Here is a 26,264-nt window from a genome sequence, read left to right as displayed (position 1 = left end):
CCACCGCCCCTTGGCCCCATGCTGGGCCCAGCCCAAGACGCCATGTCGTACAGGGGGCCGTACTTGAGCCTGATTCGAGCAACCGCCCGCCGCCGCGCTGTTACCGAGGCCATCGTGATCGCCGCGCTGGCCGCGGCCGCCCTGCTGGCCGGGGCGCAGGCCGTGCTCTATTCAGAAGACGATGCCACGTCCGAGCGGATCGCCCAGGCGGTCCTGGGGCGCTCGGAGACCATTACCCGCGTGCGACGCGATGTGATGGATGAGGCTCTGCGCGTACCGGGCACGCCCTGCTCAGCCGAGGAGCTGGAGCGTTTCAAGGCCCTCACCTTCCACTCCAGTTTCATTGCCGATCTTGGGCGGCTTGATGAGGGGCGTTTGACCTGCTCGGCCACCTGGGGCGATCTGGCTGCAAGGCCGCTGCCGCCGCCGACGTTCCATCTGGGAAACTCGGAGGTCTGGCTGAGCGAAGATCTGGCCGGAACCCGGTATGAGGGCACGACGCTGATTGCCCGCGACGGCATTTTCAGTGTTTCCTCCACCTCGGCATTCGACGGCATAGACGGGCTGGCCACCAGCACGAGCACGCTCAGCATCGTTGCGGGTGATCGCAGCTACACCATCAGAAGGCTGCAACCGGGTACGGCTCCCGCCGCGCAGGCCGCCACCGTGCACAGCCGCACCTGCAGCACGCAGAACACCGTCTGCGTGGTGGTGGAAACCCCGCGCCGGTCTGTTGCCGGGCTGCCTGGCTGGGTGTTGGCGCTGATGCTGTGCCTGAGTGCGATCGCCGGTGCGGTCGGCGCCTACGTTCTGGCGCGCCGGCGAAGCGCCCAGGACGGCTCGATCCACGCTCGCCTGGACCAAGCCATCAAACAGGGCGAGATAAAGCTGGTGTATCAGCCGCTCTGCCGTATACGCGACCAGCAACTGGTCGGATTCGAAGCCCTGAGCCGCTGGCATCCGGACGCTGGGGAGGACATTCCCCCTTCGGTGTTCGTGCCCATTGCACGGCAGTTCAACCTGACGCCGCTGCTGTTCCGCCACGTACTGGCCCGGGCGCTGCAGGAGCTCGGGCCTTCGCTGCGCCGCCACCCGCAGCTGTATGTGAGTGTGAACGCAGAACCGCATGATCTGGCCCAGCCCAATGTAGTGCGCTATCTGGATGCCTTACTGCACGAGGCAGGCCTGCGCCCATCACAGATACGCATTGAGGTGACCGAACGGGAACAGCTGTGCGCCGTCGGCAAGGCCAACATCGGCGAGCTGGAGGCCATGGGTTACAAGCTGCTGATCGATGACTTCGGCACCGGCAGTGCGAACTTCTCGCACCTTGCCGAATCGCCGTTCCAGGGCGTGAAGATCGACCGGATGTTCGTAACCGCCATTACCGAAGATTCACCGCTGCGCTCGGTGCTGCCGGGGATGTATCAGATTGCCCGGAAGCTGGGGATGGATGTGATCATCGAGGGGATTGAAACGCCACAGCAGGCCAGCCTGCTGCGCGAACTGGCTGCCGATGCCGTGGGCCAGGGTTGGCACTACGGTTATCCATTGCCGACGGCCGACGCCGTGGAAATGCTGGAGTGATGGTGCTCACTTCGTGATGGGCGTCCGAAACGCCCGCTGCAGCCACGAACTAAGATGGGATTTCCGCATGGAGAATTCCCCGCATGAGGCACCTGGGTATTCGCAATGTTGCGTTTTCTGCCGCCGTGGTGGCTGCCACGCTGGCACTGGCGGCCTGCAGCGCAGGCGATGGGTCGGCGGCGCTGGCTGAAGATCTGCGCGCTCAGCTGGACGGATCGAAGGTCTGCGCGATGCTGATTGCCCCGCAATGGCCCATCGAGCAAAGCGCGGAGCTGCTGGAACGCCCGGGAATTGACGCCCTGATCGCCGCCGACCTGGTGCACCGCGAGGCGATTGAGGATCGCGCCAACGCGACCCCTCGCGCACGGGTCTCCGTTACTGAAACGGGCAAACCGTTTCTTCGGCTGGATAGCATGGGAAACAGCAGCTCGGTCGTACCCTATCTCTGTTTTGGCGAGCGGCAGGTCACCGCCATTGACCGAGGCGAAGATGGCGTAGTGCGCTACCGCTACCGCATCGTGGACGCGCCGGCCTGGACCGAACGCGGCGACATGCGTGCGGCGTTCCCCTTCCTTGCACGCCTGATTGCCCAGGAGCAGCAGGCCGAAGTGGGCACCGTGCTGGAGAATGGGCACTGGCGGGTTGCACTTGGCGTGGCGCAGGCCACGGCTGCCGAACTGGGCAACACGGGCTTCTTCCCCTGTCCCTACCCCGATGCCGCGCCTGAGCAGGATCCCTGCCGCTGAATGTCCAAAGGAGCGGTGACATGAAACCTGCGCTGATCATCGCCCTGCTGGGATTGGCCATCGCCGCGAACGCCGCCGGCCCGGCTGCCCCGGAAGCCGGTTGGTCGAAGGACCCGGTAAGCGGCTGCCAGTTCGTGCCTCCTCGTTCCCTTCCCGGGCCCTTCTACTGGATCGGCGCCTGCCCCGGCGGAAAAGCCGACGGCCGGGGCGTGCTGCGCCGTCGCAATGGCGCGGAGGCTGGCGAGGTGTTCTATGGCGAATTGAAGGATGGCGTGCCGGTGATCGGGGTGATCGACACCGCCCGCGGCAAACAAGGCGGGCTGATCGCCGGGCGCTGGAAGGACGGTGACCTGACGACCGGCGAGGACAGCGTCTGGCAGGACAACGCGAATGCCTTCACCGCAGCCCGCAAGGCAGCGCAGGCGGCGAGCGCGGTGTTCAAGGCGCAGAACAATGAGGCATCGGCCCGCTACTACGCGCAGCAGGCGAAGATGCTGGATGAGCAGGTGGACCGTTGAACGACCCCGGCATGGAGCAAACGCAATGGAATGGAAGTTCGACCAGGCGCCAAACGCGGCGTGCATTACCAGCCAGGCTGTACTGGATGGCAGCCCCGTGCTGGTGGTGACCCACTACGGTGATGACCACTCATGGGCCTTCCTGGACGGCGCGGAGGCTGATCCCGCGCAGGCACGCGTGGTTTCGATGGGATCCATCGTGCGGCTGCACCCGGACCTGGAAGCTGTTGCGGACCTGTTGCCCGGGATGAATGCGGTACGCTCTGCGGCAGGCGCGGCATGGCACAGGGAAGCACTTGAGTAATACGAGGGACAGGGAGATGGCTGAGAAGAACTACTGGTTTACCCCGAAGCGCTATGGCTGGGGCTGGGGCTGGCCTTGCGCGTGGCAAGGCTGGGTGGTCTACGGCGTGGCCTTCGTACTGCTGGTGGCCGGGCCGTTCCTGTTTTCGCCCTTCAGTCGACCCCTGGCCTTTATGCTGTACACGTGGGCCGTATCGCTGGTCCTGGTGCTGGTGTGCTGGCTGAAAGGCGCGCCGCCTGGCTGGCGTTGGGGGAAGTAGCCGCGGCGTTCAACGCGGCGCACGACTGATGACGCACGCCGAGCTGCTTGCATCTTCAACCTACCTCGGCTGAAGTTCGCCCAGATCGATTTTCCTGGGGGAGGCGCGCCGACTACTGATCGGAACTGCCGCGGATTCAAAGCGGCGGCCGTCGGCGCATTCAACCGTGAAGCGATACTGCTTGGGTTCCGGCCCGGCAACAACCATCATCGGGACCGAGAAATGGCTGCCAACGGGCATCGCCGCCACTGCGTGGCCTGAGCCGTCGTGCATGTTCAACTCGCACTGTCGACCGCCATCGTCACCATGCGGTTCTGGCACGCTTCCGGAGACGCGTACGATCAGATCGCCTCCGAATGTTGCGCATCCGGACTGCGCTAGCAGGAACACACATACGGCCATGGTACGCGTCACGGTTGCCATGGCGTCAGTCGAGCAAGCTCGACGCTACGGGTTCGTGGTGCAGGGAGGCTTCCAGCAGGTTCACGTAAGTGTCCAGGCGGGCGCGCTGGATGATCAGCATCCAGCCGATGATGTACAGCAGCACCATGGTGAAGATCAGGATGCCGCCTGGCCAGCCCACGTCGAACACGCCTTGCCAGCCATTGGCCCTCCAGCTCCGGTACTGCACGTAGAGCGCAATCAGCAGCGGGAACGGACCCAGCTTCTGCAGCCCGCCGTAGAGCAGGCCCATGCGCTCGCCCATGCTGGCGCGGAGCATAGTGACAAAGCGCAGGCGTTGTTCGCGCTCACGCCGGGGAAACCGCTGGAGCTCGGTGACGACGGCCTGCCAATGCTCGAACTCGTTATCCATTTCCTTGGCGTGCGAGAGCCGGGGCTGGATGTACTGGCGGTACTCCCGGCGCGCCATCAGCACACCGCTGATGACAAAGCCGCCCACCTCCACCGCCAGGCACACCAGCAGCAACGGCAGCAGTACGCTGGCAGGCACCCAGCGGTCCAGCAGCAGCCCGGTGGTCAGCCCCAACAGCGCGGCACCCGCACCCACCCTCACCGCCCAGCGCTCAACAGTGCCCGGCTTGGGGTAGATGCTCTGGCCCGTCAGCCCCTGCACGCGGCGGTAGAGTGCGTGGAAGGTCAGGCCTTCATCGGGCGCGTGCGCAGGAGCTGGTGTGGCGTCCAGATACTGGGTGTCCATTGCATCGCCCATGCTGTGCTCCTTGCTTGAAGCTGCATGCTAGCGCAGGTGGGCGTGCGGGTGGCTCCGTCGAGCAAGCTCGACGCTACAGACGATGCACGGCCTCGAACACCGGGGTCTGGCCTTCGGTCAGCTCAATGATGCGCCGGCTGACCTGCGGCTGCTCCACCAGCGCCAGCAGCACGGCGGCCAGGTCCGCACGCGGAACCTCACCATAGGGAATGGCCAACCCCGCATGTACCCGCCCCGTGCCGGGCGCATCGGTCAGCGTGCCGGGGCGCAGGATCACCCAGTCCAGGGGGCTGCTGGCCAGGTGCACATCCGCCGCCTTCTTCACCGCCATGTAGTTTTCGAACGTATCCGACAGGTGCTTGCCGCGACCGGCTTCGGGGAACGCCGACACCAGCAGGAAGCGCGGGACCTGTGCCAGGGCTGCGGCGGCCACGGCCAGTTCCAGGCCGCGCCCGTCGATGGCATCGGTCATGGCCGTGCCGCCCTTGCCGCCTGCGCCGGCGGTGAACACCACCACGTCACTGCCCTGCATGAGTGCGGCGAGCGCATCGGGCTGCAGCTGCAGCAGGTCGCCTTGCACCGGCTGTGCGCCCAAGGCAGACAGCTCGGCCGTCTGTTCGGTGGAACGGTGCATGGCCGCCACGCGGTGCCCGTGCGCCGCCGCCTGCTGCACCAGTGCACGACCGACTTTTCCGGCCGCGCCAATCACAAATATCCGGCTCATTGAAGGTCCTCTGCGAAGGAAACGCCACGTAGTGTGCAATGCCAGAATGAAACCAGGCGTGATCGCCGCTATGCTGCGCTCTGCCCCATCCATCACCGACAAGGAAGCGCGAGTGAGAACGTACCATCGCCATACACCGCTGTTTGCACTGATGATTGCTGGCCTGCTGCCGGCCGCAGCGCAGGCCTCCGCCCGCTGCGAAGTTATTGCCGATTCCATGGCTCGCCACCCTGCAGCGGTGGCCGAACTGAAGTATCCCGCTACTACCCTTGCACCCGCGCACGAGGCGAAGCTGCGCGTGCAGGTGGCCGCCGATGGCACAGCCAAGGAAGTGGCAGTGGAAAGCCCGCACGATGCGGAGCCGGTACGCCGTAGCGCACAACAGTGGCGTTACCGCTGCGAAGGCAACCAGGGCGGCACCGCCGAATGGGTGGTTCCCTATGCGGCCCAGCACTGCAAGGTGGACCTGACCAGCAAGGCACACAATCCTCCCCGCTACCCGCCTGCCGCATTCCGCAACAACGTGCAGGGCACCGTGCTGCTCGCGCTGCAACCGCAGGGCGACGGCCAGACCGCACGCCTGGCGTACGTGACCCAGAGCAGCGGCTCGCCGCTGTTGGACGACGCTGCGTTGGCCGCAGGCAAGCGCTGGCAGTTTGCCTGCGGCGCAGAATTCGATGCCTCCGAGCCAGCACAGGAAGTGCCGATCCGCTTCGTGCTGAACTGACGGCAGGTTCGCAGCATGGCAGGGCCGAGTACGTGCTCGGCCCTGCCCTCTGTACTCAGTACTTCTTTTCCAGGTTCAGCTGCACGCCGTGGTCGGTGTCGCTGCTGCTGCCGAACAGGCCGCGGTACTCCAGCCGCAGGCTGAACTCACGCTCGGTCTGCAGCACCGCGCCCAGGCCGAACACGAAGCGGTTGGTCTTCAAGCCATCGATCGCGCTGCGATAGAACGGCCCGCCCGGCAAATCGGCGTAGTTCATGATCACCGTGCTGTCGTCCTGGAAATCATGCTGGTACTCCAGCCGCAGCTGCGGCGTGAACGTACCGACGCTGACTGGGACCCGGTAGTCCATGCGCAGCCCCAGGCTGGCCGTAGTGGTGTCCACGTCCTGGTCCTGGTAGTGCAGCGCATGGATCGCGTCACCCTGTTCGGTGTAGGCATCCAGCGTGGCACGGGCCAGATCCAGACGCGCATACGGGGTCAGCGACAGGCGGTCGCGCTGGTAGTCACCGCCCACCGAAAGCGACGCCAGCCACTGGCTGCCATCCCGCTTGCCCTGCACCATCGCGCCATTGGCCGTCACGTAACGGCGTGAATCGAACGACAGCAACTGGTAGCCCAGCAGGGTGTCCACGAAGAAGTGGTCGCCCGGGTGGTAGCTGCTGTACACGGCCAAGGTGTAGCTCTCGCCCTTGCTGCGGGTGTCGTTGTGGCCGACATCGGTGGTATCGCGGCCATAGCCGATGCCTGCACCGATGGCGAAATCGCTGCTCAGGCGGGTATCGGCGCCGGCGCTGACGCCGCTGGTCTGGAAGTCGAAGCCGGCACTTCCGGAACGACCATCGCGGTCGCCGCTGTTGATCGAACCGCCCGTCCACAGCGTCAGGCTGCCACCCTCGCCGCCACGGCTGCGTGCTGCCGCTGCGTTGCCTGCGCCTGCGCCCACTGCGGTGTCGTCGGGCATGCCGAGCGGGCGGCAATCGCTGCCCGGGGTACGCCACGCGTCTTCCTGGCAGCGACGATCCACGCCGAAGCTCAGTCCATTGACAAAGCGTGCGCCCTCCCCACCCTGGTGCAGCCCTTCCATGCGGCGCTGGAAATTGCCGATCTGGCTGGTGGCGAAGCGACGCGCGGTGGCCGTCTGCGCTCCCAGCAGGCCCATCACTTCGGCATCCTGGGTCGGGTCCGGCCGGCTGATCACATCGAAGGTAACGGTCGCCGGGGCCGAGGCGGTGAAGGCATTGGCCAGAGTGAACGTGGCCGTGGCCGTGCCCGAGAACGCCGCTGCCGGGGTGAACGTCAGGTGGTAGCCCGCGCTGGCGCCGCTGCCCGAAGTGGCGATGGTGGCGGTGCCGGCATTGGCCGGCGACAGCGAAACCAGCGTCGCCGCGGTGAACGGGCCACCGGTCGCGCCGGCGGTCAGTTCCACCACCACCGGCACCCCCGCATTGGCGGTGAGGCGCTGCGATGCGGCCACCGGCACGGCGTTCACCGTTACCGTTGCAGTGAGGGGCGCAGAGGCACCGAAGCTGTTGTTCAACGTGTAGACGATGTTCTGCGGGCCGGACGCGGTAGCCAGCGGCGTGTAGGTAATGACCGTGCCGTTCACCGTAGTGGTGCCGGTGGCCGGTGCGGATACCAGGGTGACCCCGGTGAACGGGCCACCGCTGGCTCCGGCAGCCGCATCGATCACCACCGCTTGACCGGCCAGCGTGTTGACCGCAACCGGCGGGTGCCCCACCGGCACCGGCAGTGCATTCACCGTAATGGCGACCGTGGCCGCTGCGGAACTGCCGCCGGGCCCGCTGGCGATGTAAGTGAAACTGTCGGCGCCGAAGTAGTTGGCCGCTGGGGTGTAGACCACGTTCAAGCCGCTGACGGTAGCGGTGCCATGTGCCGGCGCGCTGGCCACGGCAATCGCTGTGATCACACCCGTGTCATTGCCCGTCACCGGAATGGTGACCGCCTGCTGGGCCAGGGTGGTGGCCGTATCGTCGGTGGCGACCGGCAACGCCTCGCTGATGACCAGGGTGTAGCTCTGGCTGGCGTTGTAGCCGGCATCGTCGGTGGAGCGCAGTACGAACGTGTAGCTACCGGCGGTGGTGGGGGTGCCACTGAGTACGCCTGCCGAACTGAAGGCGAGACCGGGGGGCAGTGCGCCGGAAACCACTGCGTAGGTGTACGGCGCAATGCCGCCGCTGCTGGTCAGACCTTGCGAGTAAGCCGTGGCGACCACGCCGCCCGGCAGCGCGGCCGGGGCGATGACCACGGTGGCCGGGTCAACCGAGAAGGTGTAGACGCGGTCAGCGGTCTGCCCGTTGCCATCGGTCACCCGCACGGTGATGCTGAAGTTGCCATCCGAACGCGGAATGCCGGTGATGGCCCCCGAGGAACTGAGGGACAGCCCCTGTGGCAGCCCGCCTGCCAGCAGTGCATAGGTGTACGGTGCGGCGCCACCGCTGGCAGTGAATTGCGCGCTGTAGGCAAGCGCCGCAGTGCCGTTGGGCAGGGTGGCCGGATCAATGCTGATCGTCGGTACGCCCACCACGATGGTGTAGTTCTGCTGCACGTTGAACGGCGCACCGGTGCCGACGGTGGAGTCCGCCGAACGGATCGTGACGTTGTAACTCCCCGGCATCGTCGGGGTACCGGAAAGAACGCCTGCCGAACTGAAACTGACGCCCGCCGGCAGCGAACCCGTAACCAGTGAATAGCTGTAAGGCGCGGTTCCGCCACTCGTGCCGAAGTTGATGGTGCTGGCGGTGCCATATGGCATGGGCAGACCGCCTGACGCCGGCGTCATGCTGAGCGTGGGTGCAGCGACCGTGAGCGAAAACCCCTGGCCAGCGGTGAACGGCCCGGTCCCTGTGCTGCTGTCGGTGGCGCTGGCATTGAGCGTAAAGGTGCCCGCAGCAACAGGTGTGCCGCTGACCGTCGCGCTGTTTGCCGTCGTTCCGGTGATGCTCAGCCCGGCCGGCAGGCCCGTGACCGTGTAGTTGCTGTAGGGCGCCGTGCCACCGTTCCAGGTGAATGTCTGGCTGTAGCTGGCGCCAGCCGAGGCAGTGAAGGGACCGACGGCCGAAACGCTGACGATCGGGCTGTTCACGGTGATGGACACCGTGGCCGGCGCCGATGTTCCGGCACTGTTGGTAGCGGTATAGGTAAAGCTGTCCGGGCCGGCGTAGCCTGCGGTGGGTTGGTAGGTCACCGTCGTCCCGCTGGCAATGGCCGTGCCGTGTGCGGGCGCGGTGCCGATCGCCACCGACGTGGCGGCGCCGCCGGTGATGTTCAGCGTGATCGGATTGGCGCCACTGTTATACGCCACGGTTGCCGAGGCAGGATTGGCCACCGGCGGGCTGCTGATGACCTGCAGCACGTAACCGCGCGGTGCAGAGTTGTACGGGCCGGTGCCGGTGCCGCTGTCAGTTGCAGTTACTGCGAAGTTGAACGTGCCTGCCGTTGTAGGCGTGCCGGAAAGCGTGCCGCCAGTGGAGAGCGTAACGCCTGCCGGCAGCGCACCGGCAGTGACTTGATACGTATAGGGCGCCACGCCACCGCTGGCGGGGTTAAGTGCGGCGCTGTACGCCGTGTTCTGGGTCGCATTGGCCAGGCTGCTTGCCGGAAGATTGACGGTGGGCGGCGCAATGACCAGTGCATACGCACGGGAGCCGGTGAACGGGCCCGTGCCGGTCGAACTGTCGGTAGCGGTCAGGGTGAAATTGAACGTGCCGCCGGCCGTGGGCGTGCCGGACATCGTGCCGCCGGCGTTCAGGGTGAGACCAGCGGGAAGTGCGCCGGCGGTGACCGAGTAGCTGTACGACGGCGTCCCACCACTGGCCGTGATGACCTGGCTGTAGCCCGCGGCCACCGCGCCGTCGGGAAGGGTGGTCGGTGCGATGGCGATCGCGGGCGCAATCACGGTGTTCGTGTACGCACGGCTGCCCTGGAAGCCGCTCGCATCGGTCGCACGCACCGTCACGGTAAAGCCGCCCCCCGCGGTGGGCGTACCGCTGATCACACCCGTGCCGGTGTTGAAACTCAGTCCAGCCGGCAAGGCGCCACTGGTGATATCAAAGGTATACGGCGCGGTACCGCCGCTGCCTGTAACGGTCTGGCTGTAGGCCGTGCCTACAACGGGGTTTGCCAAGGTTGCCGGGTTCACCGTGATGGTGGGCGGCGCCGCCACCACCAACGTGACCGTCTCCACTTCGGCATAGAAACCGGAACCGCTGCTGCTGTCGGTCACGCGGATGCCGAAGGTGTAGGTGCCTTGTGCCGTCGGTGTGCCGCTGAGCGTAGTGCCACTGAGTGACAGACCCGGCGGCAGTGCACCGCTGGCGGCTTCATGGGCCAGGGTGTAGGGCGCCACGCCGCCACTGGGCGTGAAGGTAACCGAATAGCCCACGCCCTGCCCGGCCGGCGGCGGCGAGGCGGGTGCAAGGCTCAGCACCGGGTTGGCGGTGGTGCCGCTGAACGCGCGCGTGCCACTGACCGCGGCATTGTCGGTTGCGCGCAGGGTGAAGGAATATGCGCCGCGCTGGGTGGGGGTGCCGCTGAGCGTATTGCCGCCCAGGGTCACGCCGGGGGGCAGCGCACCGGCGTCGAGGGTAAAGGTGTACGGCGCTGTGCCACCGCTGGCGCTGAGGGTGCTGCTGAACGCGGTACCCGCCTGCAGGCTCACGGCCGGGCTGGCGTCCAGGGTAATGGCCGCCGCCGGGCCGATGGTGACGGTAACGGTGATGTCGCCACCCGAATCATCCTGGATGACGAAGGTATCGCTGGTGCCGTTGTCGCCGTTATGGGTGTACGTGAGCGGCTGCGCATTGACCGTCTGCTGGCCCACGGTGCGGGTGCCATGAGTAGTGGTTGCTGTACCTGCAGAAACACCAAAGCCGCCGTGGCAATGGTCGATGTCGATGGTCTGCGAGCCGCTATGGGCCACAGACATGCTCAGCGTTGGGCAGAACGTGGACGGTGCGGCGGCGGCCACCTGCGGCCACAGACCGCAGATGCACAGCAGTGCGACCGCCAGCCAGGAACCGAACCATGAAACCAGGGCATGCGGACGCGCACGCGACGCCCCCACGCTGTGCGCTGACGAAAGTTGCATGTTCTGCCCCTGTTGGCACTGCACAGGCGCGAACACTCCCAGGCGTCCGTGCCGGTACAGCGAGACCCTACCCCTGTCCGCGGACGCCAGGTCGGTGACCCGAGCCGCACCCCTTTAGAACGGCTGCGCCATATTCAAACAGTATTCCGGGGGTAAAGGGAAGTGCCCCTTTGCCCGGCTTTCGATATTGCTGCGCATGCACAAAAATTTCACTTGAACCGCCCATGCTGACTGAGCGAGAGTAAATGCTGCCCGGACATGACGTCCGGCCATCACGCTATCGGGGGAATCAAGGCATGACCGAAGTCTTCCTCGGGCAGATAATGCTCACGGGGTTCTCGTTTGCACCCAAAGATTTTGCTCTCTGCAACGGCCAGTTGCTTTCGATTGCACAGAACCAGGCCCTGTTTTCGCTGCTGGGCACGCAGTACGGCGGGAACGGCACGACAAACTTCGCGTTGCCCAACATGCAATCGCGGACGCCGGTCGGCGCCGGGCCGTCGGCCGATCCGGGCTGGAATCCACCGCAGTATCAGCAAGGCCTGGTGGCTGGCGTGGAAAACGTGACACTGATCAGCAACGAAGTGCCCGCGCACACCGCGCAGGCCTACGGCACCACCGCGGCGGGTGCGGTACGCAACCCCACCAACGGTCTGTACGGCAACGACAGCGGACTTCTCTTCGGCCCGGACAACGGCACGTTGGTTCCCCTGCAAGGCGTTGGCACAGGGGGAGGCAGCCAGCCCCATCCGAACCTGCAGCCCTATACGGCGATCAATTTCGTTATCGCAATTCAGGGCATTTACCCCTCGCGCAGCTGACCGCGCCGACGACTGCTCAAGGAGCTTCACATGAGTACCCCTTACGTCGGAGAAATCCGCATGTTCGGCTTTCAGCGCGTGCCCAACGGTTGGTTTACATGCGACGGGTCACTGAAGTCGATCGCCGAGTATGAAGTGCTGTACACGCTGCTGGGCACCACCTACGGTGGCGATGGCATTACCACCTTCGGCGTGCCCGATCTGCGCGGCCGGGTACCTATCCACCAGGGACAAGGCCCAGGACTGAGCCGCTACGTGGTGGGCCAGATGGCAGGCACTGAGCAGGTCACCGTGCTTCCCGTGCAGATGCCTGCGCATGCGCCGCCACTGATGGCCACCACCGCCCTTGCTACTACCGGCACGGTAGGAAACGGCGTGCTGCCGGCAACGGTGGCGGGCGACAGCGTCTTCGTGAAAGACATCACCGGCGCCAACGCGGCCGTACTGGCCCCCAATGTGATTGTCAGCCAGGGTGGCAATCAACCGCACGAGAACCAGATGCCCACGCTGACGGTGCAGTTCTGCATTGCCTGGGCGGGCGTTTTCCCGACGCAGGGCTGAACCCCTCTTTGCATCCGACAAGGAATTCACCATGACCGAACCCTTCTTCGGCGAGATCCAGCTGTTCGGCTTCAACTTCGCCCCGCGGAACTGGGCCACCTGCGATGGCACGACGTTGCCCATCCGGCAGAACACTGCTCTGTTTTCACTGCTGGGGACGAGCTACGGCGGCGATGCCGTAAACACATTCAAGTTGCCCAACTTCGTCAATCGCGCGGCTACCAGCCAGGGCCAGGGCCCGGGCCTGACACCGCACAGCATCGGCGAGGCCTTCGGCACCAATGCTGTGGCCCTGACCCAACAGACAGTTCCGGCGCACAGCCATTCGCTGACGCTCTACAACCAGCGCGATAGCAGCAAACGCAATGCGACGCCCGAAGCGGGCAATTACCTCGGCGTGCCTGCTACAGGCATGCCCTTTGTGACCAACGCCACGGCCAATGCGCAGTTCAGCCCAAGAATGATCGGCGCTTCCGGTGGCGGGCAGCCCCATGAGAACCGGCAGCCCTATCTGGCGACCAACTTCTGCATCGCCTTGCAGGGCGTGTTCCCCAGCTTCAGCTGAGCCGATGGCCGCGCCCGCACCGCTCGCCGCGTTTCCGCCAAGCCGCGATGCCTGCCCCACCCTGCCCGCGCTGCTGCTGCAGCGCGGGCACACCCTGCGGCCGCTGGTTGCGGGCGATCTTTCGTGGCTGCGCGAGTTGTATGCCAGCACACGCGCCGAGGAACTGGCACCGGTGCCTTGGCCGGAAGCGGCCAAGCGGATGTTCCTGGACAGCCAGTTCGCGCTGCAGCACCAGCACTATCTGGCCCACTTCGGCGACTCGCACTTTCTGGCCATCGAGCGCGATGGCGCCGCCGTCGGGCGCTACTACCTGCAGTGCGGGGCCTCGCACGACCTGATCGTGGACATCAGCCTGTTCCCCGCCGAGCGCGGTTGCGGTGTTGCTTCGGCGTTGATCGCGCACAGTCAGCATGAAGCCGGCCTGCGTGGATGCGGCATGCAACTGCACGTGGACGGTGCCAATCCAGCCGCGCTGCGCCTCTACCAGCGTCTTGGGTTCGTGGGGGTCGAGCAGCAAGGCACGCATCTGCTGATGCGCTGGCAGCGCGCCTGCGCGCAGCAGACCGGCAAGATCAGTTGAATACAGCCTGATAAAGGAACCCGGCCTGTTCACGGGCGATGGGCACCAGGAAAATACCCACCTCGCCTACTTCCGGATGGCGCATGGGGTAGATCTGCTGTGGGAACAGGAACGCCGACGCGTTACGGAACAACAGCGAGAATGGCGCACGTGCGGCACCCGGCATCGCCCGCGACGCATCCAGGGCGCGGGCCTCGACCAACACGAACGGCACTTCGCCATCATTGATGACGGCCGAGAAGGTCTGGTCGACGTGGCGGGCGAAATGATCGAGCGTCAGCAGTTCCATTGCAGGGTTCCCCAGGGCCGACCTGCATGGTGGGCTGCGCCAGCGCCGGATGCAAGCGCGCCGCGCGGGGCGCCTGCCAACCGGACTACGTGCCCGATTGCGTGCCCGATTACTTGGTGCCGGCGTGGCGTTCGCCTTCGCCGTTCTGCGCTGCGCCCCCGCGGCTCTGCGCGAATTCGGGGAAGGTTTCGGCAATGGATGCCTTGTCCGGCAGCACGTAGAACACGCCGCCCTTTTCGAAGGTGGACTTCACCACCTCGTCGTAGAACGTCGGCGAGACATTGATGCAGCCGTGGGTCACGCGGTTGTCGTCGGGCGTAGCCGACGCCAGCCGCTCAGCGCGCTTTTCCTTCGACGTGCCCTTGGGCATGGGATGGATGGACACCGCAGATTCGTAATCGACCCACAGCACGCGACCGGCATCGATGGACGGCCCGAAGCCGCCGATGAAACGCCCCGCCGGCGTGGTGCGGTCGCGGCCGGGAATCTCGCGCAGGGCCAGGCCCGCTACCCCGGGGGCGATGTGGTCACCCTTGGCCGAGCCGAACAATGCCGGTGCTGCGCCGCGCAGCTTGCCGTCGCCACCAAACACCAGGATCTGTGCGGCCGCCTTGTCCATGATGGCAAACGGATAGCCTTGGCTGTCCTTGCTGGCCACCACCCAACCGGCCAGTTCAATCACCGTGTCTGAGACGCTCTGCCCTTCGGGCAGTTCATCAACCGCCGAAGACGGTGCCGGCGGCGTGCCGTTCTTCGCACTTGCCACACCGGTGCCGGCAAGGGTCAGCGCCAGGGCCATGGCCAGCGCAGCGCGCAGCGGCCGGTTTGCAGGGGTGGGGAACATAGGGATGGCACGACTCCTTGCTACGTGTACTACGGGGTGGGCACCGGTGGCCCGCGACGGCCACCGGTGTCCGGGTCAAACAGTACGGGTACTGCGTGGGGGAGCGATCACCCGCGCGGGGTACGGCGCGGTGCCGATTCAAGCTGCTGTACGCGGCCTTCGATCTGGTCCAGGCGCTGGTTGGCCTGCTGTGCCGACTGGTTGGCCGACTCGGCGCTCTGGGCGGCGCCCTGCACCTTCACATCAAGCGCGTCGAGACGCGAATTGATGGTTGCGAATTCGTCCTTGTAGGTGGCGCAACCACTGAGAGCGGCGGCGGCGAGGATGGCTACACCGAGCGTGCGGGCCAGGGTCTTGTATTGCTGGTTCAGGAACATTGCACTCCCTCCTTCGTCTGGGGAAGCCCGAATATAGCGGCCTTTTCGGCAGTTGACCGAGCGCCTTTCAGCTACGGTTGGACGTGGTGGAGGGGGCGTGAAGAAATGTGAAATGGCGTGTAAATGTTCATGGTCCAGAGGCTGTTCAAACGCCGGTTGTAATGGCCGCTATTGCTGCAGCCAGCGTTCCTTGTGGCACAAGCGCACACGGTTGTCCGCGGCCTTCATGCACGCTGGGGCGAGGTCTGCCCTATTCAGCCGTCATGTCGGTCATCGGCACCCTACGCGCGACGCAGTTCAATTGCCGCCAGCGCGTACCACGCGAACGCGGGCAGTGCCGCCAGCCGCTGGGTCAGCCCACGGTAGGCGGCCGGATCGAACCCGCACACCATCATCCACAGGTACAGCACGCCAATAAGCGAAATGCCGCGCGAGGCAAGACGCAGCCACGCCGAACCGGCCTGCCCGAGCTCGCTGATGAACAACAAGGGTGTAAGCACCGAGAACATGCCGATGCCATAGAGCCCGTGCAGTGGGCTGCCCGTAGTGAAAACCCCGTTACTGATCATGCAGGCGGCAAACAATGCCGACGTAAGCGCGGAGCAGGCGAAGCGGCTGCCATGGGCCAACAACGCCACGCTGAAGACCAGGATCGCGGCGCCGCTGATGACGGCGGCGGACCTTTCCACCCACCTCGGCCACCCCTGCAGCAGCCCCAGTTCGCTCATGTGCTGGCTGAGGATGCTGTAACCCGGTACCAGCAGCCCAGCCAGAGCCAGCACCCCCATGGCAAGAAGGGGGACGAGGGACAGGTGCCGCAGGGTAACGGTGCGCATGGTCCAGATATCTGCCGGTTGAGGTTTGATGAGCATGGATGCAACGGGCCTGCCGATGGTTCAAAGCGTCGCACCGTTGACGCCCTGCATCCCCGGTCGCGCGCATACTGCTGCCCCACCCCACTGCGGAGCGCTTCATGAAGGTCCTGATGGTTCTGACGTCGCATGATCAACTGGGCGACACCGGCAAGAAGACCGGCTTCTGGCTGGAGGAGTTCGCTGCGCCGTACTACGTGTTCAGCGATGCCGGTGCGCAGATCACCTTGGCCTCCCCCGCTGGTGGCCAGCCACCGCTGGACCCGAAGAGCGACCTGCCCGACTTCCAGACCGAACTGACCGAACGCTTCAAGGGCGATGCGAAGGCGCAGCAGGCGCTGGCCAGCACGGTGAAGCTGGACAGTGTGAAGCAGGAGGATTTCGACCTGGTGTTCTACCCCGGCGGCCACGGGCCGTTGTGGGATCTGGCCGAGTCGAAGGCATCCATTGCGCTGATCGAAGCGTTCGAGCGTGCGGGCAAGCCGGTGGGGTTCGTCTGCCATGCGCCGGGCGTGCTGCGCCATGTAAAGGCGGCCGACGGTTCGCCCCTGGTGAAGGGTCGCAAGGTGACGGGCTTCACCAACAGCGAGGAAGCGGCGGTCGAGTTGACCGATATCGTGCCGTTCCTGGTGGAAGACGAACTGATCGCGCTGGGTGCTGCCTATGAAAAGGGCGCGGATTGGGCACCGCATGGCGTGACCGACGGCCTGCTGGTGACGGGGCAGAACCCGGCCAGTTCCGAGCTGGTGGCCAAGGAACTGCTGCGCCTGGCCACGGCCCGGTAGAGTCGAGCTTGCTCGACTGCAGTGCGTGACGGCCACGAAGCATCCACGCATGGCGTGGATCTACCGCGGCTATGCCATCCATGGGGTCAGAGCCCTTTCCTTGCGGAAAGGGCTCTGACCCCGCCGCAGTTCGGTGGAGTCGAGCTCGCTCGACTGCTTCGATCACCCCGCCCCCTCCAGCACCGACTAGATGCCGGAGGGGTCATATCCATCAGAAATCGATGGTCGCCGATAACGTGTAGGTCCGCGGTGCACCCAGCGCCAGGCTGGACAGCAGCGGCTGGCCCCAATACGCCTTGTTGGTCAGGTTGTTGATCGTGCCGCGCAGGGTCAGCGGCCGCCCGGCGAACTGCGTGCTGTAGCGCGCGCCCAGGTCGTACACAGTATGTCCGGCCACCCACTGGGTGTTGTCGGCACTGATGAACTGCTTGGACATGGAGGTGACGCCAGCGTTGATGCTGGCACCTTCCAGCATCGGCAGATCCCACTCGGCGCTCAGCTTGCCCTGCAGCTTGGGCAGGCCGGTGGCCAGCTTGCCCTGGTTGATGCCGCTCTGGGTGCGGGTCAGCTTGGGCTGTACATAGGCCACGCCGCCCATCAGGCGCACGCCGTCCAGCGGTGAACCGAAGAAGCTCCAATCTGCACCCCGGTTGCGCTGTTCGCCGCCGAACGAATAGAGGTTCGACACCGGGTCGGTGAAGCCGCTGGGCCGCTTGATCTGGAACAGACTGAACGAATGCGCGAAGCGGCCGGCATCGAGTTTCAGCCCCAGCTCCGCCTGCTTCGTCTTGAACGGCGGGAACACTTCGCCGGCATTGGCTGCGGTGGTGGGTGCGGTGGCGCTCTGGCTGAGACCCTCGATGCTGTTGGCATACAGCGAAATCCTGCGGCCCAGCTTGAACAGCACCGCCGCGGCCGGCGTGGTGGCGCTCTGCTTGTAGCGTGCGGACAGTGCGCCGGTGCTGATGTCGAACGCATCGCTCTGCACCTGCTGCCGGCGCACGCCCAGGGTCAGCTGCAGGCGATCACCGGCAAAGCCCATGGTGTCGGCCACGCCGATGCTGCGCAGCTTCACCTCGGTCTGCATGATGTGCGGGGTGATGAACGGCGGCGCCTCGTTCCAGATGGGGGAATAGAGGTTGGTGACCCAGCTCGCTTCGGGGACGCTGCGGCGACCGTAGTCATCCTGCTTGTGCTGGTAGGCGGTGGCGTTGGCGGCCAGCTGGTGGCTGACCGGCCCGGTGCTGAAGCGTGCGCGCACCCCCACATCGGCCGACTGCTTGCGGGTATGGAACGCCAGCTGCGCGACGGTGGTGCGGAAGTCGCCTGCATCGTTGAGCACCAGGGCGCTGATTGCGCCGTTGTAGCTGTAGTGCGTGTCGCTGGCGCCGAAGGCGGCATAGCCCATCACGTGGTCGTTGAAGTCGAACTCGCCACGGGCGATCGCGCCCTTGTCGCGGCTCTCCACCCTGCCCCAGTCGGGGTTGATCAGCACGTCCGCGCGCGGCGGCTTCGGTACGGCCACGCCGGGGGCCAGGCTGACGCCACGGGTGGGGCCATGGATGCGGTCCTCGGCGCTGTAGACATCCAGCGATGCACGGCTGCGCTCGCCGCGCCAGTCCATGGCGAGCGCGCCCAGCTGGTAGCCCTTGTCCTGCTGCCTGACGGCACCCTCGCCGTCACGATACACACCATTGAAGCGCACGCCCCATTGCTTGCTGCTGCCAAAGCGGCGGCCCACATCCACGTGGCCACCGAACTGAGCGTCAGAGCTGTAATCCGCGCTCACCCGCGTCAGCGGCGCATCAGCCGCGCGCTTGGGGATCAGGTTGATGGTGCCGCCGACCGAGCCGCCCGGCGGCATGCCATTGAGCAGTGCCGAGGGACCCTTCAACACATCGATGCGCTCGAACATCTCGGGCGAGGTGCGGTAGAACGGCGCCATGCCGAACATGCCGTCCACGGTCATGTCGGTGGTGCTGGAGGCGAAGCCGCGGATGGAATAGTTCTCGCTCCACGCGCCCGAGGCGTTGTTGGTGAACACCGTGGGGTCGGCAGCGGCGATGACCGAAGTGATGTCGCGCGTCTGCCGGTTCGCGATGTACGCCTCGGTATAGCTGATGGTGTTGAATGGGGTATCCATGAAATCGCGGTTGCCGAGCAGGCCCATGCGCCCGCCTGAAGCTACCTGGCCGCCGGCGTAGGGATCGGTGACACCCCGGGTCTCGCGCACGTTCACCGAATCCAGAGTCGACACCGTGGGGGCGCTGGTGGTGGCTGCAGCAACGGCCTGTGCCAGCACCGAGGGCGCCGGCAGAATGAGCATGGCGGCAAGCGCGAACCGCAGTGGGTTGGCTGCACCTGCGCGCGCGCAGTACAAGGAAGGGAGGCAACGAACATCGGACGTCATTGGTATTCCTGGGCATGACGAAGCCTGCGCCGTGGCCTGGAGCCCGACGGGGGGAGTGCGTTGGTGCAGGCGGAGGTTGTCGGCTGGGCCGATGCCTGGCTGGGAGCAGGTGGGCGCGGTTGCTACGATCGCGCCGTGGCGCAGGCGATGTGCTGCGCGATGCGCTTAATTATCATTGCTATAAAATATATGGTCAAGCCAGCCGGCGGCAGCGCCGGATGGCCCTGCCCGCAACAATGGAGGATCGATGATCGACAGCCAGCAAGCCCCGGCGCGGGGGCGCCCGAAGAAACTCAGCCATGCACGCATCGTCGAGGCCGGCATGGCCATGGGCCTGCGTGACCTGACCTTCGTCGGGCTGGCCGGGCAGCTGGGCGTCACCCACATGACGCTGTACAACCACATTCCCAGCCTGGAGGCACTGAAAGCCGCCGTGGCCGATGCGATCTTCGAGGGCTGGAACATGCCGCCGGTTGACGATGGCAACGGGCAGGACCTGCCGCGTTACCTGATCGCCTTCATCGCATCGCTGCGCGATCTGGTGATCGCCCACCCCGGCCTTGCCCCCCATCTGCTGCGCCGCTCGGTGGCTTCGCCGACGATAAGTGCTCGCATCGCCTCGCACCAGCAGACCGTTGCAGCCGCCTATGGCCTGCCCGCGGAACAGGCACGCTGGCTGCTGTCGACCGTGGCCTTCCATTGCGTGGCCGCCGCCGACACCTTGTACGCCGGCACGCGGGAAGATGGACTGTCTGACGAAGAGCGCGCGCGTGATGCGGCGGAAGTCGAACGGGAGTTCGCTCAGGGCATGCATGCGCTCGTGCTGGGTGTGATGCAGATCGTGCGTGGTGAAGCCGATCTGCAGGCGCTTTCGCTGCCGGCGCCCGCGTGCGGCTGAGGTGCGGCAGTGGTTCATCCATCGCTTACGCGCGTGTTCTAGCATGGTGGTGTCCAACGCCTGCCCGGGAACACGATGACCGACCACGCTTCGACCGCCCTTTCCGAAACCGAACGCCAGCGTGCGCTCGATGCCCTGCACATTGTCGGCAGCCTGCCCGAGCCGGCCTACGATGACATCGTGAAAGTGGCCGCCGCCGTGTGCGGCACGCCGATGGCGCTGGTCACGTTGATTGACCGCGACCGCCAGTGGTTCAAGGCCCGCACCGGGCTGGACGGCAGCCAGACCGACCGCGATGTAGCGGTCTGCGACCATGCAATCCGCGAGCCCAGCCAGCTGCTGGAAGTCGGTGATCTGAGCCAGGACGCACGCTTTGCAGACAACCCGGTGCTGAAGGAGATCGGCGCACGCTTCTACGCCGGCATGCCGCTGGTGACCGGTAGCGGTGCGGCGGTGGGCAGTGTGTGCGTGGTCGACCTGTCACCGCGCTCGCTTACCCCGGTGCAACGCGAGGCCCTGCAGGCGCTGGCCCGGCTGACCATGAACCTGATGGAAGCGCGCAGTCGCGAACGCGAGCAGGAAGTGGTGGCTCTGCTGGAACAGACGGTCGCCGCCGAGCCCATCGGCACTGACACTGCCGCCGCAGGCACCCCCTACACCATCGTGATCCTGGAACTGCAGGATCTGGCCGCGCTGGCCGAACAACTGGGCGAGCGTGGCCTGGACCGCCAGTTGCAGCAGTTGGATGCGGCGCTGGAGCGTTGCCTGCAGGCCGAGCGTGGCGACAGCATCAACCGGGTTACCGGCAGCGGTGAGTTCATTGCGGTGCTGGGCACCGACCAGGCCGATGCCACCCTGCATGCGCTGCAGGGCGTGGCCGATGAAGCCGCCAGCCGCCTCGGCCGCTCCCTGCTGCTGGGCGTGGCCACCGGTACCCGCGACGAGAGCACCACCGCGGTCTTCGTGCGCGCCGACCAGGCGCTGGCCAACGCCAAGGACGCACGCGGCTAATCGGCGTTGGCGTAGCGCCAGGCCACCGTGCTGCGCAGGTGCTGCAGCAGGTGGTCCAGGAACACGCGCACGCGCGGTGCCAGCTGCTTGCCCGAACCATGCACCGCGCTCAACGGCGAGGTGGCCAGCGCATGGTCGGGCAGCACTTCCACCAGACGCCCGGCCTGCAGGTCTTCGGCCACGTCCCAGATGGACTTGCGTGCAATGCCGGCGCCCTGCAACGCCATCAGATGCGCCGCCTCACCGTCGTCGCACAGCGTTCTGGCCTGTAGCGGCAGGGCCAGCGCGGCGTCGCCCTGGCCGAAGCGCCAATGGCTGACCGGCGGACTGCCCGAGGCAATGCAGTCGTGCTGCTGCAGATCGGCAATGCTGCGCGGCATGCCGCGCCGTTGCAGGTAATCCGGCGATGCGCACAGCACCCGCCGGTTCGGCGCCAGTTGCCGGGCGACCAGGCGCGAATCGTCCAGCGTGCCGTAGCGCAGGGCCAGCTCGATGCCCTCGCCCACCAGATCCACGATCTCATCGCGCAGCGACAGATGCACGCGCACGCCGGGGTGCGCCATCTGGAACCGCCGCACCGCCGGCACCACGTGACGCCGCCCGAAACCATTCGGGGCGGTCACCCGCAACACGCCGGCCACCAGGTCCTGGCGCTGCGCCAGCGCCGCTTCGGCCGCTTCCACCGCCTGCAGCACCTGGCGGCAATGCTGGTGGAACAGGCTGCCCTCGTCGGTGAGCGAGACCCGGCGCGTGCTGCGGTTGAGCAGCCGAACCTGCAACCGCCGCTCCAGCGCTGACAGCCGCTTGCTGACCACTGCCAGCGACACACCCAGGTCACGAGCGGCGGCCGACAGGCTGCCGCCATGCACGATGCGATCGAAGGTCCGCAGTTCGCCCAGGTCTTCGATCATCGCGATTATTTCCTTTCAGGCAACAGCACCTTTCCCATATTGCCATTCCGGAAAGCATCACGCAGCAACACAATGGATCGATCCATGTCGGCCGGGGAGCGGCCGGCGCCGGGCCCGATGTCGAGCACGCCACCGCGACAGGACGCGCGCAAAGCTGTGCACCAGCCACCCCACAGGTAGCCACCCCCCATGAACGATGACGCCGAACCGATGGCGCCGGCGCTGAGCCGCCGCCGCTTTTTCCAGAGCCTGACCCTGATTCCCGTGGCCGCCGCGCTGCCCGCCTGTGCGCCCGGCACGCCGGCGGCGGACGCGCAGGCGCCGGCCGCTGATACCGTCGACTACCGCCCCGAATTCTTCAACGCCGCCGAATGGGCCTTCATCGTCGCGGCCTGCGATCGGCTGATTCCCGCCGACGAGACCGGCCCCGGCGCGGTGGAATCGGGCGTGCCCGAGTTCCTCGACCGGCACATGCAGACGCCCTACGCCGCCGGCGCCATCTGGTACATGCAGGGCCCGTTCCTGCAAGCGCCCAGCGAATTCGGATACCAGGGCAAGCTGCCGCTGCGCGATATCGTGCGGGTGGGCATTGGCGCCGTCGATGCGCACTGCCGTGAACAGTTCCAGGGCAAGACCTTCGCCCAGCTGGACCACGCCCAGCAGGAAATCCTGCTGAAGGCCGCCGAGGGCGGCAAGCTGGAGCTGGACGCCATTTCCAGCAAGCTGTTCTTCTCCAACCTGCTGGGTGAAGTGAAGAACGGCTACTTCGCCGACCCCAAGTACGGGGCCAACAAGGGAATGGCCGCGTGGAAGATGATCGGTTACCCGGGCATGCGTGCCGACTATCTGGACTGGATCGGGGTGCGCGACAAGGCCTACCCACTGCCGCCGGTGGACCTGGCTGGGCGGAGGGGCTGAGCGCATGGCCATCACGAAACCGAAAGTGGACGCCGTGATCGTCGGCATGGGCTGGACCGGGGCGATCCTGGCCAAGGAACTGACCGACGCCGGCCTGCACGTGGTCGCGCTCGAGCGCGGCGGCGACCGCGATACCCAACCTGATTTCGCCTACCCCAACGTGGTGGACGAGCTTGAAGGTTCGGTACACCGCCGCTACCTGCAGAGCCTGGCGCAGGAAACCGTCACGATTCGCCACACCCCGGCCGACACCGCCGTGCCCTACCGGCAGATGGGCTCGTTCAAGCCCGGCACCGGCGTGGGCGGTGCGGGCAGCCACTGGTCGGGCGCGCATTTCCGCCCGCTGCCGGAAGACATGAAGCTGCGCACCAACGTGGAAGAACGCTACGGCAAGCGCTTCATTCCCGATGACATGACCATCCAGGATTTCCCTCTGAGCTACGCCGAACTGGAACCGCACCTGCACATGTTCGAGCTGGTCTGCGGCACCTCTGGCAAGGCCGGTGTGATCAATGGCGTGGTGCAGGCCGGCGGCAACCCGTTTGAAGGGTCGCGCTCGGCCGAGTACCCGCTGGGCCCCAACCCCAATTACCTGGGCGGCGAACTGTTCTACAAGGCGGCCAAGGAAATGGGCTGGCACCCCTATCCGATTCCGGCCTCGAATGCCTCCGGCCCGTATGTGAACCCCTACGGTTGCCAGCTGGGCCCGTGCAATGCCTGCGGCTTCTGCAGCGATTACGGCTGCCTGAATTATTCCAAGGCCAGCCCCAACGCCTGCATCCTGCCGGTGCTGCGGCAGCGCCCGAAGTTCGAACTGCGCACCCATTCGCAGGTGCTGAAGGTGGACCTGGACAGCACCGGCAAGCAGGCCACCGGTGTGACCTACCTGGATGCCCAGGGACGTGAGGTGCAGCAACCGGCCGACCTGGTGCTGCTGTGCGCCTTCCAGCTCTACAACGTGCATCTGATGCTGCTGTCCGGCATCGGTACGCCCTACGACCCCGAATCGAACACCGGCACGGTGGGGCGCAACTACTCCTACCAGAACCTCAACCGGGTGGTGCTGTTCTTCGACAAGAGCGTGCAGGCCAACGGCTTCATCGGCATTGGCGGTGCGGGCACCACCATGGACGATCTGAACGGCAATCAGCTGGACAACGCCAAGGCCGGATTCGTCGGCGGTGGCCTGGTCTGGGCGCGCCAGCCCGGCGCCGGCCCGGTGCGCGGCATCAACGTGCCATCGGGCACGCCCAGCTGGGGCGCGGCATGGAAGAAGGCGGCCGCGGACAACTTCCGCCACAACTTCTATTACGAAGTACAGGGCGCGTGCATGGCCTACCGCCAGCATTACCTCAGCCTGGACCCGAACTACACCGACAGCTTCGGCCGGCCCCTGCTGCGCATGACCTTCGATTGGCACCCCAACGAGATCAAGGCCTCGCAGTTCTTCGTGGGCAAGGCCATGGAGATGAGCCGCGTGCTGAATCCGCTTTCCATGAGCGGTGATGCCAAGAAGGACGGCGAGCACTACAACATCACCAAGTACCAGAGCACCCACACCTGCGGTGGCGCGATCATGGGCGCCGACCCGAAGACCTCGGCACTGAACCGCTACCTGCAGAGCTGGGACGTGCCGAACGTATTCGTGATCGGCGCCAACGCGTTCCCGCAGAACAACGGCTACAACCCCACCGGGCTGGTCGGCGGGCTGGCGTACTGGGCGGCCACGGCCATCCGCGAAAAGTACCTGCCCGATCCGGGCCCGCTGGTACAGGCCTGAGGAGACGCCCATGAAGAAGCTTCTCCTGTGGATCGTGGTGATTGCCCTGGTGCTGCTGTTGCTGGCCCTGGCCTACGCCTTCGTGCCGACCCGCACGCGGGTACTGGGCGATGCACCGGCGGCCGATGCCGCCCTGATCGAACGCGGTCGCTACCTGGCCGCTGCCGGCGACTGCACCGCCTGCCACACCCGGCCCGGCGGCAAGCCGTTCGCCGGTGGCCTGGCGGTGGCCTCGCCGCTGGGCAACATCTACAGCACCAACATCACCCCGGACCGCGACACCGGCATTGGTGCCTATTCGCTGGATGATTTCGACCGTGCCGTGCGCCACGGCATCACCCCCGATGGCCGCACCCTGTACCCGGCCATGCCCTACCCGTCCTATGCACGCCTGACCGATGAGGATGTGCGGGCGCTGCATGCCTACTTCCTGCACGGTGACATCGCCCCGGTGAAGGAGGCGAACCAGGCCGCCGACATTCCGTGGCCGTTGTCGATGCGCTGGCCGTTGGCGATCTGGCGCAAGACCTTCGCCCCCGATGCGGATGCGGTGGCCTTCGACCCCAGCCGCTATGCCAGTGCCGAACAGGCACGCGGCGCCTACCTGGTGCAGGGCCTGGGACACTGTGGCAGTTGCCACACCCCGCGCGGGCTGGCGCTGCAGGAACAGGCGCTGGATGAATCGGGCAGCGCATACCTGGCCGGCGGGCAGATCATCGATGGCTGGAATGCGGTGAACCTGCGCGGCAACAACGCCGATGGCCTGGGCCGGTGGAGCACGCAGGACATCGTCGATACGCTGCGCACCGCACGCAATGCACACAGCGCGGTTGTGGGTTCGCCGATGGCCGACGTGGTGGTGCACAGCACCCAGCACCTGACCGACGCCGACCTGCAGGCCATGGCGGTCTATCTGAAGAGCCTTCCGGCCAGCGCGCACGATCCGTCCGCATACGCCCGGGACGATGCCACTGCGCGCAAGCTGCAGGCCGGGGTGAATGACAGCCGCGGCGCCGAACTGTACGTGGACAACTGCGCCGCCTGCCATCGCACCGATGCCAAGGGCTATACCAACGTGTTCCCGGCCATCGCCGGCAACCCGACGGTGCTGGCCGACGATCCGACCACGCTGGTGCGCCTGCTGCTGCATGGCAGCGCGTTGCCTTCCACTGCACAGCGGCCGTCCAACCTGGGCATGCCCGGGTTCGCCGATCGGTTGAGCGATGAAGAGATCGCGCAGTTGGCCACCTTCATCCGCCAGGACTTCGGCAACAAGGCCAGCGCGGTGAACGCCGCGCAGGCGAAGAAGCTGCGGCAGGAAGCACCGTAGCGTGGGTGCATTGCCCCGGTAGGTGCCAACCTTCGTTGGCACAGAAGCGCAAAGCGTCGCGGTGCATTACCCGGTAGGTGCCAACCTTGGTTGGCACTCAAGCGCAAAGCGTCACGGCGCATTACCCCGGTAGGTGCCAACCTTGGTTGGCACTCACGCGCAAAGCGTG

General features: G+C 66.1%; 26 protein-coding genes. 16 read left to right on the top strand and 10 right to left on the bottom strand.

From position 1 onward, the window contains the following. Window positions 1-63: 63 nt before the first annotated feature. The 5 genes from IAE58_RS13525 (at window position 64) to IAE58_RS13505 (ending at window position 3,414) form a co-directional block, all read left to right on the top strand. A complete protein-coding gene (locus tag IAE58_RS13525; protein ID WP_199933922.1) occupies window positions 64-1,587 on the top strand; it encodes an EAL domain-containing protein in 1,524 nt (507 codons plus the stop codon). 83 nt (window positions 1,588-1,670) lie between these two features. After that, on the top strand, window positions 1,671-2,333 hold the full coding sequence (locus tag IAE58_RS13520; protein ID WP_199933921.1) for a hypothetical protein: 663 nt from the start codon (window positions 1,671-1,673) through the stop codon (window positions 2,331-2,333). 20 nt (window positions 2,334-2,353) lie between these two features. After that, window positions 2,354-2,851 (top strand): hypothetical protein, encoded by a 498-nt coding sequence (locus IAE58_RS13515; protein WP_199933920.1) that lies wholly within the window; start codon window positions 2,354-2,356, stop codon window positions 2,849-2,851. Window positions 2,852-2,876: 25 nt separating this feature from the next. Next, window positions 2,877-3,155 (top strand): hypothetical protein, encoded by a 279-nt coding sequence (locus tag IAE58_RS13510; RefSeq protein WP_199933919.1) that lies wholly within the window; start codon window positions 2,877-2,879, stop codon window positions 3,153-3,155. Window positions 3,156-3,171: 16 nt separating this feature from the next. Further along, the gene (locus IAE58_RS13505; protein WP_199933918.1) at window positions 3,172-3,414 is read left to right on the top strand and encodes a hypothetical protein; all 243 of its coding nucleotides are present in this window, start codon (window positions 3,172-3,174) and stop codon (window positions 3,412-3,414) included. Between the two features lie 60 nt (window positions 3,415-3,474). On the opposite strand, the gene IAE58_RS13500 is transcribed toward IAE58_RS13505, so the two are convergent. From IAE58_RS13500 to IAE58_RS13490, 3 genes are all read right to left on the bottom strand, one after another. Then, a complete protein-coding gene (locus IAE58_RS13500) occupies window positions 3,475-3,837 on the bottom strand; it encodes a hypothetical protein (protein ID WP_199933917.1) in 363 nt (120 codons plus the stop codon). Window positions 3,838-3,841: 4 nt separating this feature from the next. After that, window positions 3,842-4,585, bottom strand: a complete 744-nt coding sequence (locus tag IAE58_RS13495) for a hypothetical protein (protein WP_233614941.1) — start codon at window positions 4,583-4,585, stop codon at window positions 3,842-3,844. A 73-nt stretch (window positions 4,586-4,658) separates the two neighbouring features. Beyond that, the gene (locus IAE58_RS13490) at window positions 4,659-5,309 is read right to left on the bottom strand and encodes an NAD(P)H-binding protein (RefSeq protein WP_199933916.1); all 651 of its coding nucleotides are present in this window, start codon (window positions 5,307-5,309) and stop codon (window positions 4,659-4,661) included. A gap of 112 nt (window positions 5,310-5,421) precedes the next feature. On the opposite strand from IAE58_RS13490, the gene IAE58_RS13485 reads away from it, so the two are divergent. Next, window positions 5,422-6,036 carry an energy transducer TonB gene (locus IAE58_RS13485; RefSeq protein ID WP_199933915.1) on the top strand — a complete coding sequence of 205 codons (615 nt, stop codon included), beginning with the start codon at window positions 5,422-5,424 and terminating at the stop codon, window positions 6,034-6,036. Between the two features lie 55 nt (window positions 6,037-6,091). Here IAE58_RS13485 and IAE58_RS13480 read toward each other — a convergent pair whose 3' ends face one another. Next, window positions 6,092-11,143 carry a putative Ig domain-containing protein gene (locus IAE58_RS13480; protein ID WP_199933914.1) on the bottom strand — a complete coding sequence of 1,684 codons (5,052 nt, stop codon included), beginning with the start codon at window positions 11,141-11,143 and terminating at the stop codon, window positions 6,092-6,094. Window positions 11,144-11,439: 296 nt separating this feature from the next. On the opposite strand from IAE58_RS13480, the gene IAE58_RS13475 reads away from it, so the two are divergent. From IAE58_RS13475 to IAE58_RS13460, 4 genes are read left to right on the top strand one after another with little or no spacing between them, the layout of a single operon-like run. Continuing rightward, the gene (locus IAE58_RS13475; protein WP_199933913.1) at window positions 11,440-11,964 is read left to right on the top strand and encodes a tail fiber protein; all 525 of its coding nucleotides are present in this window, start codon (window positions 11,440-11,442) and stop codon (window positions 11,962-11,964) included. 30 nt (window positions 11,965-11,994) lie between these two features. After that, entirely contained in the window at window positions 11,995-12,525 is a 531-nt protein-coding gene (locus IAE58_RS13470; protein WP_108753156.1) for a tail fiber protein, read from the top strand. A gap of 31 nt (window positions 12,526-12,556) precedes the next feature. After that, the gene (locus IAE58_RS13465) at window positions 12,557-13,090 is read left to right on the top strand and encodes a tail fiber protein (protein WP_199933912.1); all 534 of its coding nucleotides are present in this window, start codon (window positions 12,557-12,559) and stop codon (window positions 13,088-13,090) included. A gap of 4 nt (window positions 13,091-13,094) precedes the next feature. Further along, window positions 13,095-13,670: a GNAT family N-acetyltransferase gene (locus IAE58_RS13460; protein ID WP_108753158.1), complete on the top strand. Its 576-nt coding sequence runs from the start codon at window positions 13,095-13,097 to the stop codon at window positions 13,668-13,670. On the opposite strand, the gene IAE58_RS13455 is transcribed toward IAE58_RS13460, so the two are convergent. The 4 genes from IAE58_RS13455 to IAE58_RS13440 all read right to left on the bottom strand — a co-directional run bounded on the left by IAE58_RS13455 (window position 13,663) and on the right by IAE58_RS13440 (window position 16,052). Continuing rightward, entirely contained in the window at window positions 13,663-13,959 is a 297-nt protein-coding gene (locus IAE58_RS13455; protein ID WP_108749681.1) for a hypothetical protein, read from the bottom strand. The two genes, IAE58_RS13460 and IAE58_RS13455, sit on opposite strands and share 8 nt — an antisense overlap. A gap of 109 nt (window positions 13,960-14,068) precedes the next feature. After that, window positions 14,069-14,752, bottom strand: a complete 684-nt coding sequence (locus IAE58_RS13450) for a hypothetical protein (protein WP_199933923.1) — start codon at window positions 14,750-14,752, stop codon at window positions 14,069-14,071. 158 nt (window positions 14,753-14,910) lie between these two features. Beyond that, window positions 14,911-15,180, bottom strand: coding sequence for a hypothetical protein (locus IAE58_RS13445; protein WP_108762062.1), 270 nt, complete (start codon window positions 15,178-15,180; stop codon window positions 14,911-14,913). Window positions 15,181-15,461: 281 nt separating this feature from the next. After that, entirely contained in the window at window positions 15,462-16,052 is a 591-nt protein-coding gene (locus IAE58_RS13440) for a DUF998 domain-containing protein (protein ID WP_199933911.1), read from the bottom strand. A 101-nt stretch (window positions 16,053-16,153) separates the two neighbouring features. On the opposite strand from IAE58_RS13440, the gene IAE58_RS13435 reads away from it, so the two are divergent. Next, window positions 16,154-16,837 carry a type 1 glutamine amidotransferase domain-containing protein gene (locus IAE58_RS13435; protein ID WP_199933910.1) on the top strand — a complete coding sequence of 228 codons (684 nt, stop codon included), beginning with the start codon at window positions 16,154-16,156 and terminating at the stop codon, window positions 16,835-16,837. 211 nt (window positions 16,838-17,048) lie between these two features. Here IAE58_RS13435 and IAE58_RS13430 read toward each other — a convergent pair whose 3' ends face one another. Beyond that, complete coding sequence (locus IAE58_RS13430; RefSeq protein WP_233614940.1) at window positions 17,049-19,163, bottom strand: TonB-dependent siderophore receptor; 2,115 nt, start codon at window positions 19,161-19,163, stop codon at window positions 17,049-17,051. A gap of 331 nt (window positions 19,164-19,494) precedes the next feature. On the opposite strand from IAE58_RS13430, the gene IAE58_RS13425 reads away from it, so the two are divergent. Continuing rightward, window positions 19,495-20,145, top strand: coding sequence for a TetR/AcrR family transcriptional regulator (locus IAE58_RS13425; RefSeq protein ID WP_199933908.1), 651 nt, complete (start codon window positions 19,495-19,497; stop codon window positions 20,143-20,145). 75 nt (window positions 20,146-20,220) lie between these two features. Then, a complete protein-coding gene (locus IAE58_RS13420; RefSeq protein WP_199933907.1) occupies window positions 20,221-21,156 on the top strand; it encodes a GAF domain-containing protein in 936 nt (311 codons plus the stop codon). On the opposite strand, the gene IAE58_RS13415 is transcribed toward IAE58_RS13420, so the two are convergent. Then, window positions 21,153-22,067: a LysR family transcriptional regulator gene (locus IAE58_RS13415; RefSeq protein ID WP_199933906.1), complete on the bottom strand. Its 915-nt coding sequence runs from the start codon at window positions 22,065-22,067 to the stop codon at window positions 21,153-21,155. The genes IAE58_RS13420 and IAE58_RS13415 overlap by 4 nt on opposite strands. Window positions 22,068-22,256: 189 nt before the next feature. On the opposite strand from IAE58_RS13415, the gene IAE58_RS13410 reads away from it, so the two are divergent. The 3 genes from IAE58_RS13410 to IAE58_RS13400 are packed head-to-tail and all read left to right on the top strand — an operon-like array spanning window position 22,257 to window position 26,095. Continuing rightward, a complete protein-coding gene (locus IAE58_RS13410) occupies window positions 22,257-22,985 on the top strand; it encodes a gluconate 2-dehydrogenase subunit 3 family protein (protein WP_199933905.1) in 729 nt (242 codons plus the stop codon). A gap of 4 nt (window positions 22,986-22,989) precedes the next feature. Further along, window positions 22,990-24,765, top strand: coding sequence for a GMC family oxidoreductase (locus tag IAE58_RS13405; protein WP_108753168.1), 1,776 nt, complete (start codon window positions 22,990-22,992; stop codon window positions 24,763-24,765). A 10-nt stretch (window positions 24,766-24,775) separates the two neighbouring features. Continuing rightward, the gene (locus IAE58_RS13400) at window positions 24,776-26,095 is read left to right on the top strand and encodes a cytochrome c (protein WP_199933904.1); all 1,320 of its coding nucleotides are present in this window, start codon (window positions 24,776-24,778) and stop codon (window positions 26,093-26,095) included. Window positions 26,096-26,264 lie beyond the last annotated feature (169 nt).

The organism is Stenotrophomonas sp. S49 (genome assembly GCF_016624905.1).
Lineage (GTDB): Bacteria > Pseudomonadota > Gammaproteobacteria > Xanthomonadales > Xanthomonadaceae > Stenotrophomonas.
The sequence above is the reverse complement of the archived record's forward strand: the minus strand, read 5'-3'. Positions and strand labels throughout refer to the sequence as shown.

Bases quoted from the DNA above. Each gene is read 5' to 3' on its own strand.
- IAE58_RS13520 (WP_199933921.1), top strand. From the start codon at position 1,671: ATGAGGCACCTGGGTATTCGCAATGTTGCGTTTTCTGCCGCCGTGGTG.
- IAE58_RS13515 (WP_199933920.1), top strand. From the start codon at position 2,354: ATGAAACCTGCGCTGATCATCGCCCTGCTGGGATTGGCCATCGCCGCG.
- IAE58_RS13510 (WP_199933919.1), top strand. From the start codon at position 2,877: ATGGAATGGAAGTTCGACCAGGCGCCAAACGCGGCGTGCATTACCAGC.
- IAE58_RS13505 (WP_199933918.1), top strand. From the start codon at position 3,172: ATGGCTGAGAAGAACTACTGGTTTACCCCGAAGCGCTATGGCTGGGGC.
- IAE58_RS13500 (WP_199933917.1), bottom strand. From the start codon at position 3,837: ATGGCAACCGTGACGCGTACCATGGCCGTATGTGTGTTCCTGCTAGCG.
- IAE58_RS13495 (WP_233614941.1), bottom strand. From the start codon at position 4,585: ATGGGCGATGCAATGGACACCCAGTATCTGGACGCCACACCAGCTCCT.
- IAE58_RS13490 (WP_199933916.1), bottom strand. From the start codon at position 5,309: ATGAGCCGGATATTTGTGATTGGCGCGGCCGGAAAAGTCGGTCGTGCA.
- IAE58_RS13480 (WP_199933914.1), bottom strand. From the start codon at position 11,143: ATGCAACTTTCGTCAGCGCACAGCGTGGGGGCGTCGCGTGCGCGTCCG.
- IAE58_RS13475 (WP_199933913.1), top strand. From the start codon at position 11,440: ATGACCGAAGTCTTCCTCGGGCAGATAATGCTCACGGGGTTCTCGTTT.
- IAE58_RS13470 (WP_108753156.1), top strand. From the start codon at position 11,995: ATGAGTACCCCTTACGTCGGAGAAATCCGCATGTTCGGCTTTCAGCGC.
- IAE58_RS13465 (WP_199933912.1), top strand. From the start codon at position 12,557: ATGACCGAACCCTTCTTCGGCGAGATCCAGCTGTTCGGCTTCAACTTC.
- IAE58_RS13460 (WP_108753158.1), top strand. From the start codon at position 13,095: ATGGCCGCGCCCGCACCGCTCGCCGCGTTTCCGCCAAGCCGCGATGCC.
- IAE58_RS13455 (WP_108749681.1), bottom strand. From the start codon at position 13,959: ATGGAACTGCTGACGCTCGATCATTTCGCCCGCCACGTCGACCAGACC.
- IAE58_RS13445 (WP_108762062.1), bottom strand. From the start codon at position 15,180: ATGTTCCTGAACCAGCAATACAAGACCCTGGCCCGCACGCTCGGTGTA.
- IAE58_RS13440 (WP_199933911.1), bottom strand. From the start codon at position 16,052: ATGCTCATCAAACCTCAACCGGCAGATATCTGGACCATGCGCACCGTT.
- IAE58_RS13435 (WP_199933910.1), top strand. From the start codon at position 16,154: ATGAAGGTCCTGATGGTTCTGACGTCGCATGATCAACTGGGCGACACC.
- IAE58_RS13430 (WP_233614940.1), bottom strand. From the start codon at position 19,163: ATGCTCATTCTGCCGGCGCCCTCGGTGCTGGCACAGGCCGTTGCTGCA.
- IAE58_RS13425 (WP_199933908.1), top strand. From the start codon at position 19,495: ATGATCGACAGCCAGCAAGCCCCGGCGCGGGGGCGCCCGAAGAAACTC.
- IAE58_RS13420 (WP_199933907.1), top strand. From the start codon at position 20,221: ATGACCGACCACGCTTCGACCGCCCTTTCCGAAACCGAACGCCAGCGT.
- IAE58_RS13415 (WP_199933906.1), bottom strand. From the start codon at position 22,067: ATGATCGAAGACCTGGGCGAACTGCGGACCTTCGATCGCATCGTGCAT.
- IAE58_RS13410 (WP_199933905.1), top strand. From the start codon at position 22,257: ATGAACGATGACGCCGAACCGATGGCGCCGGCGCTGAGCCGCCGCCGC.
- IAE58_RS13405 (WP_108753168.1), top strand. From the start codon at position 22,990: ATGGCCATCACGAAACCGAAAGTGGACGCCGTGATCGTCGGCATGGGC.
- IAE58_RS13400 (WP_199933904.1), top strand. From the start codon at position 24,776: ATGAAGAAGCTTCTCCTGTGGATCGTGGTGATTGCCCTGGTGCTGCTG.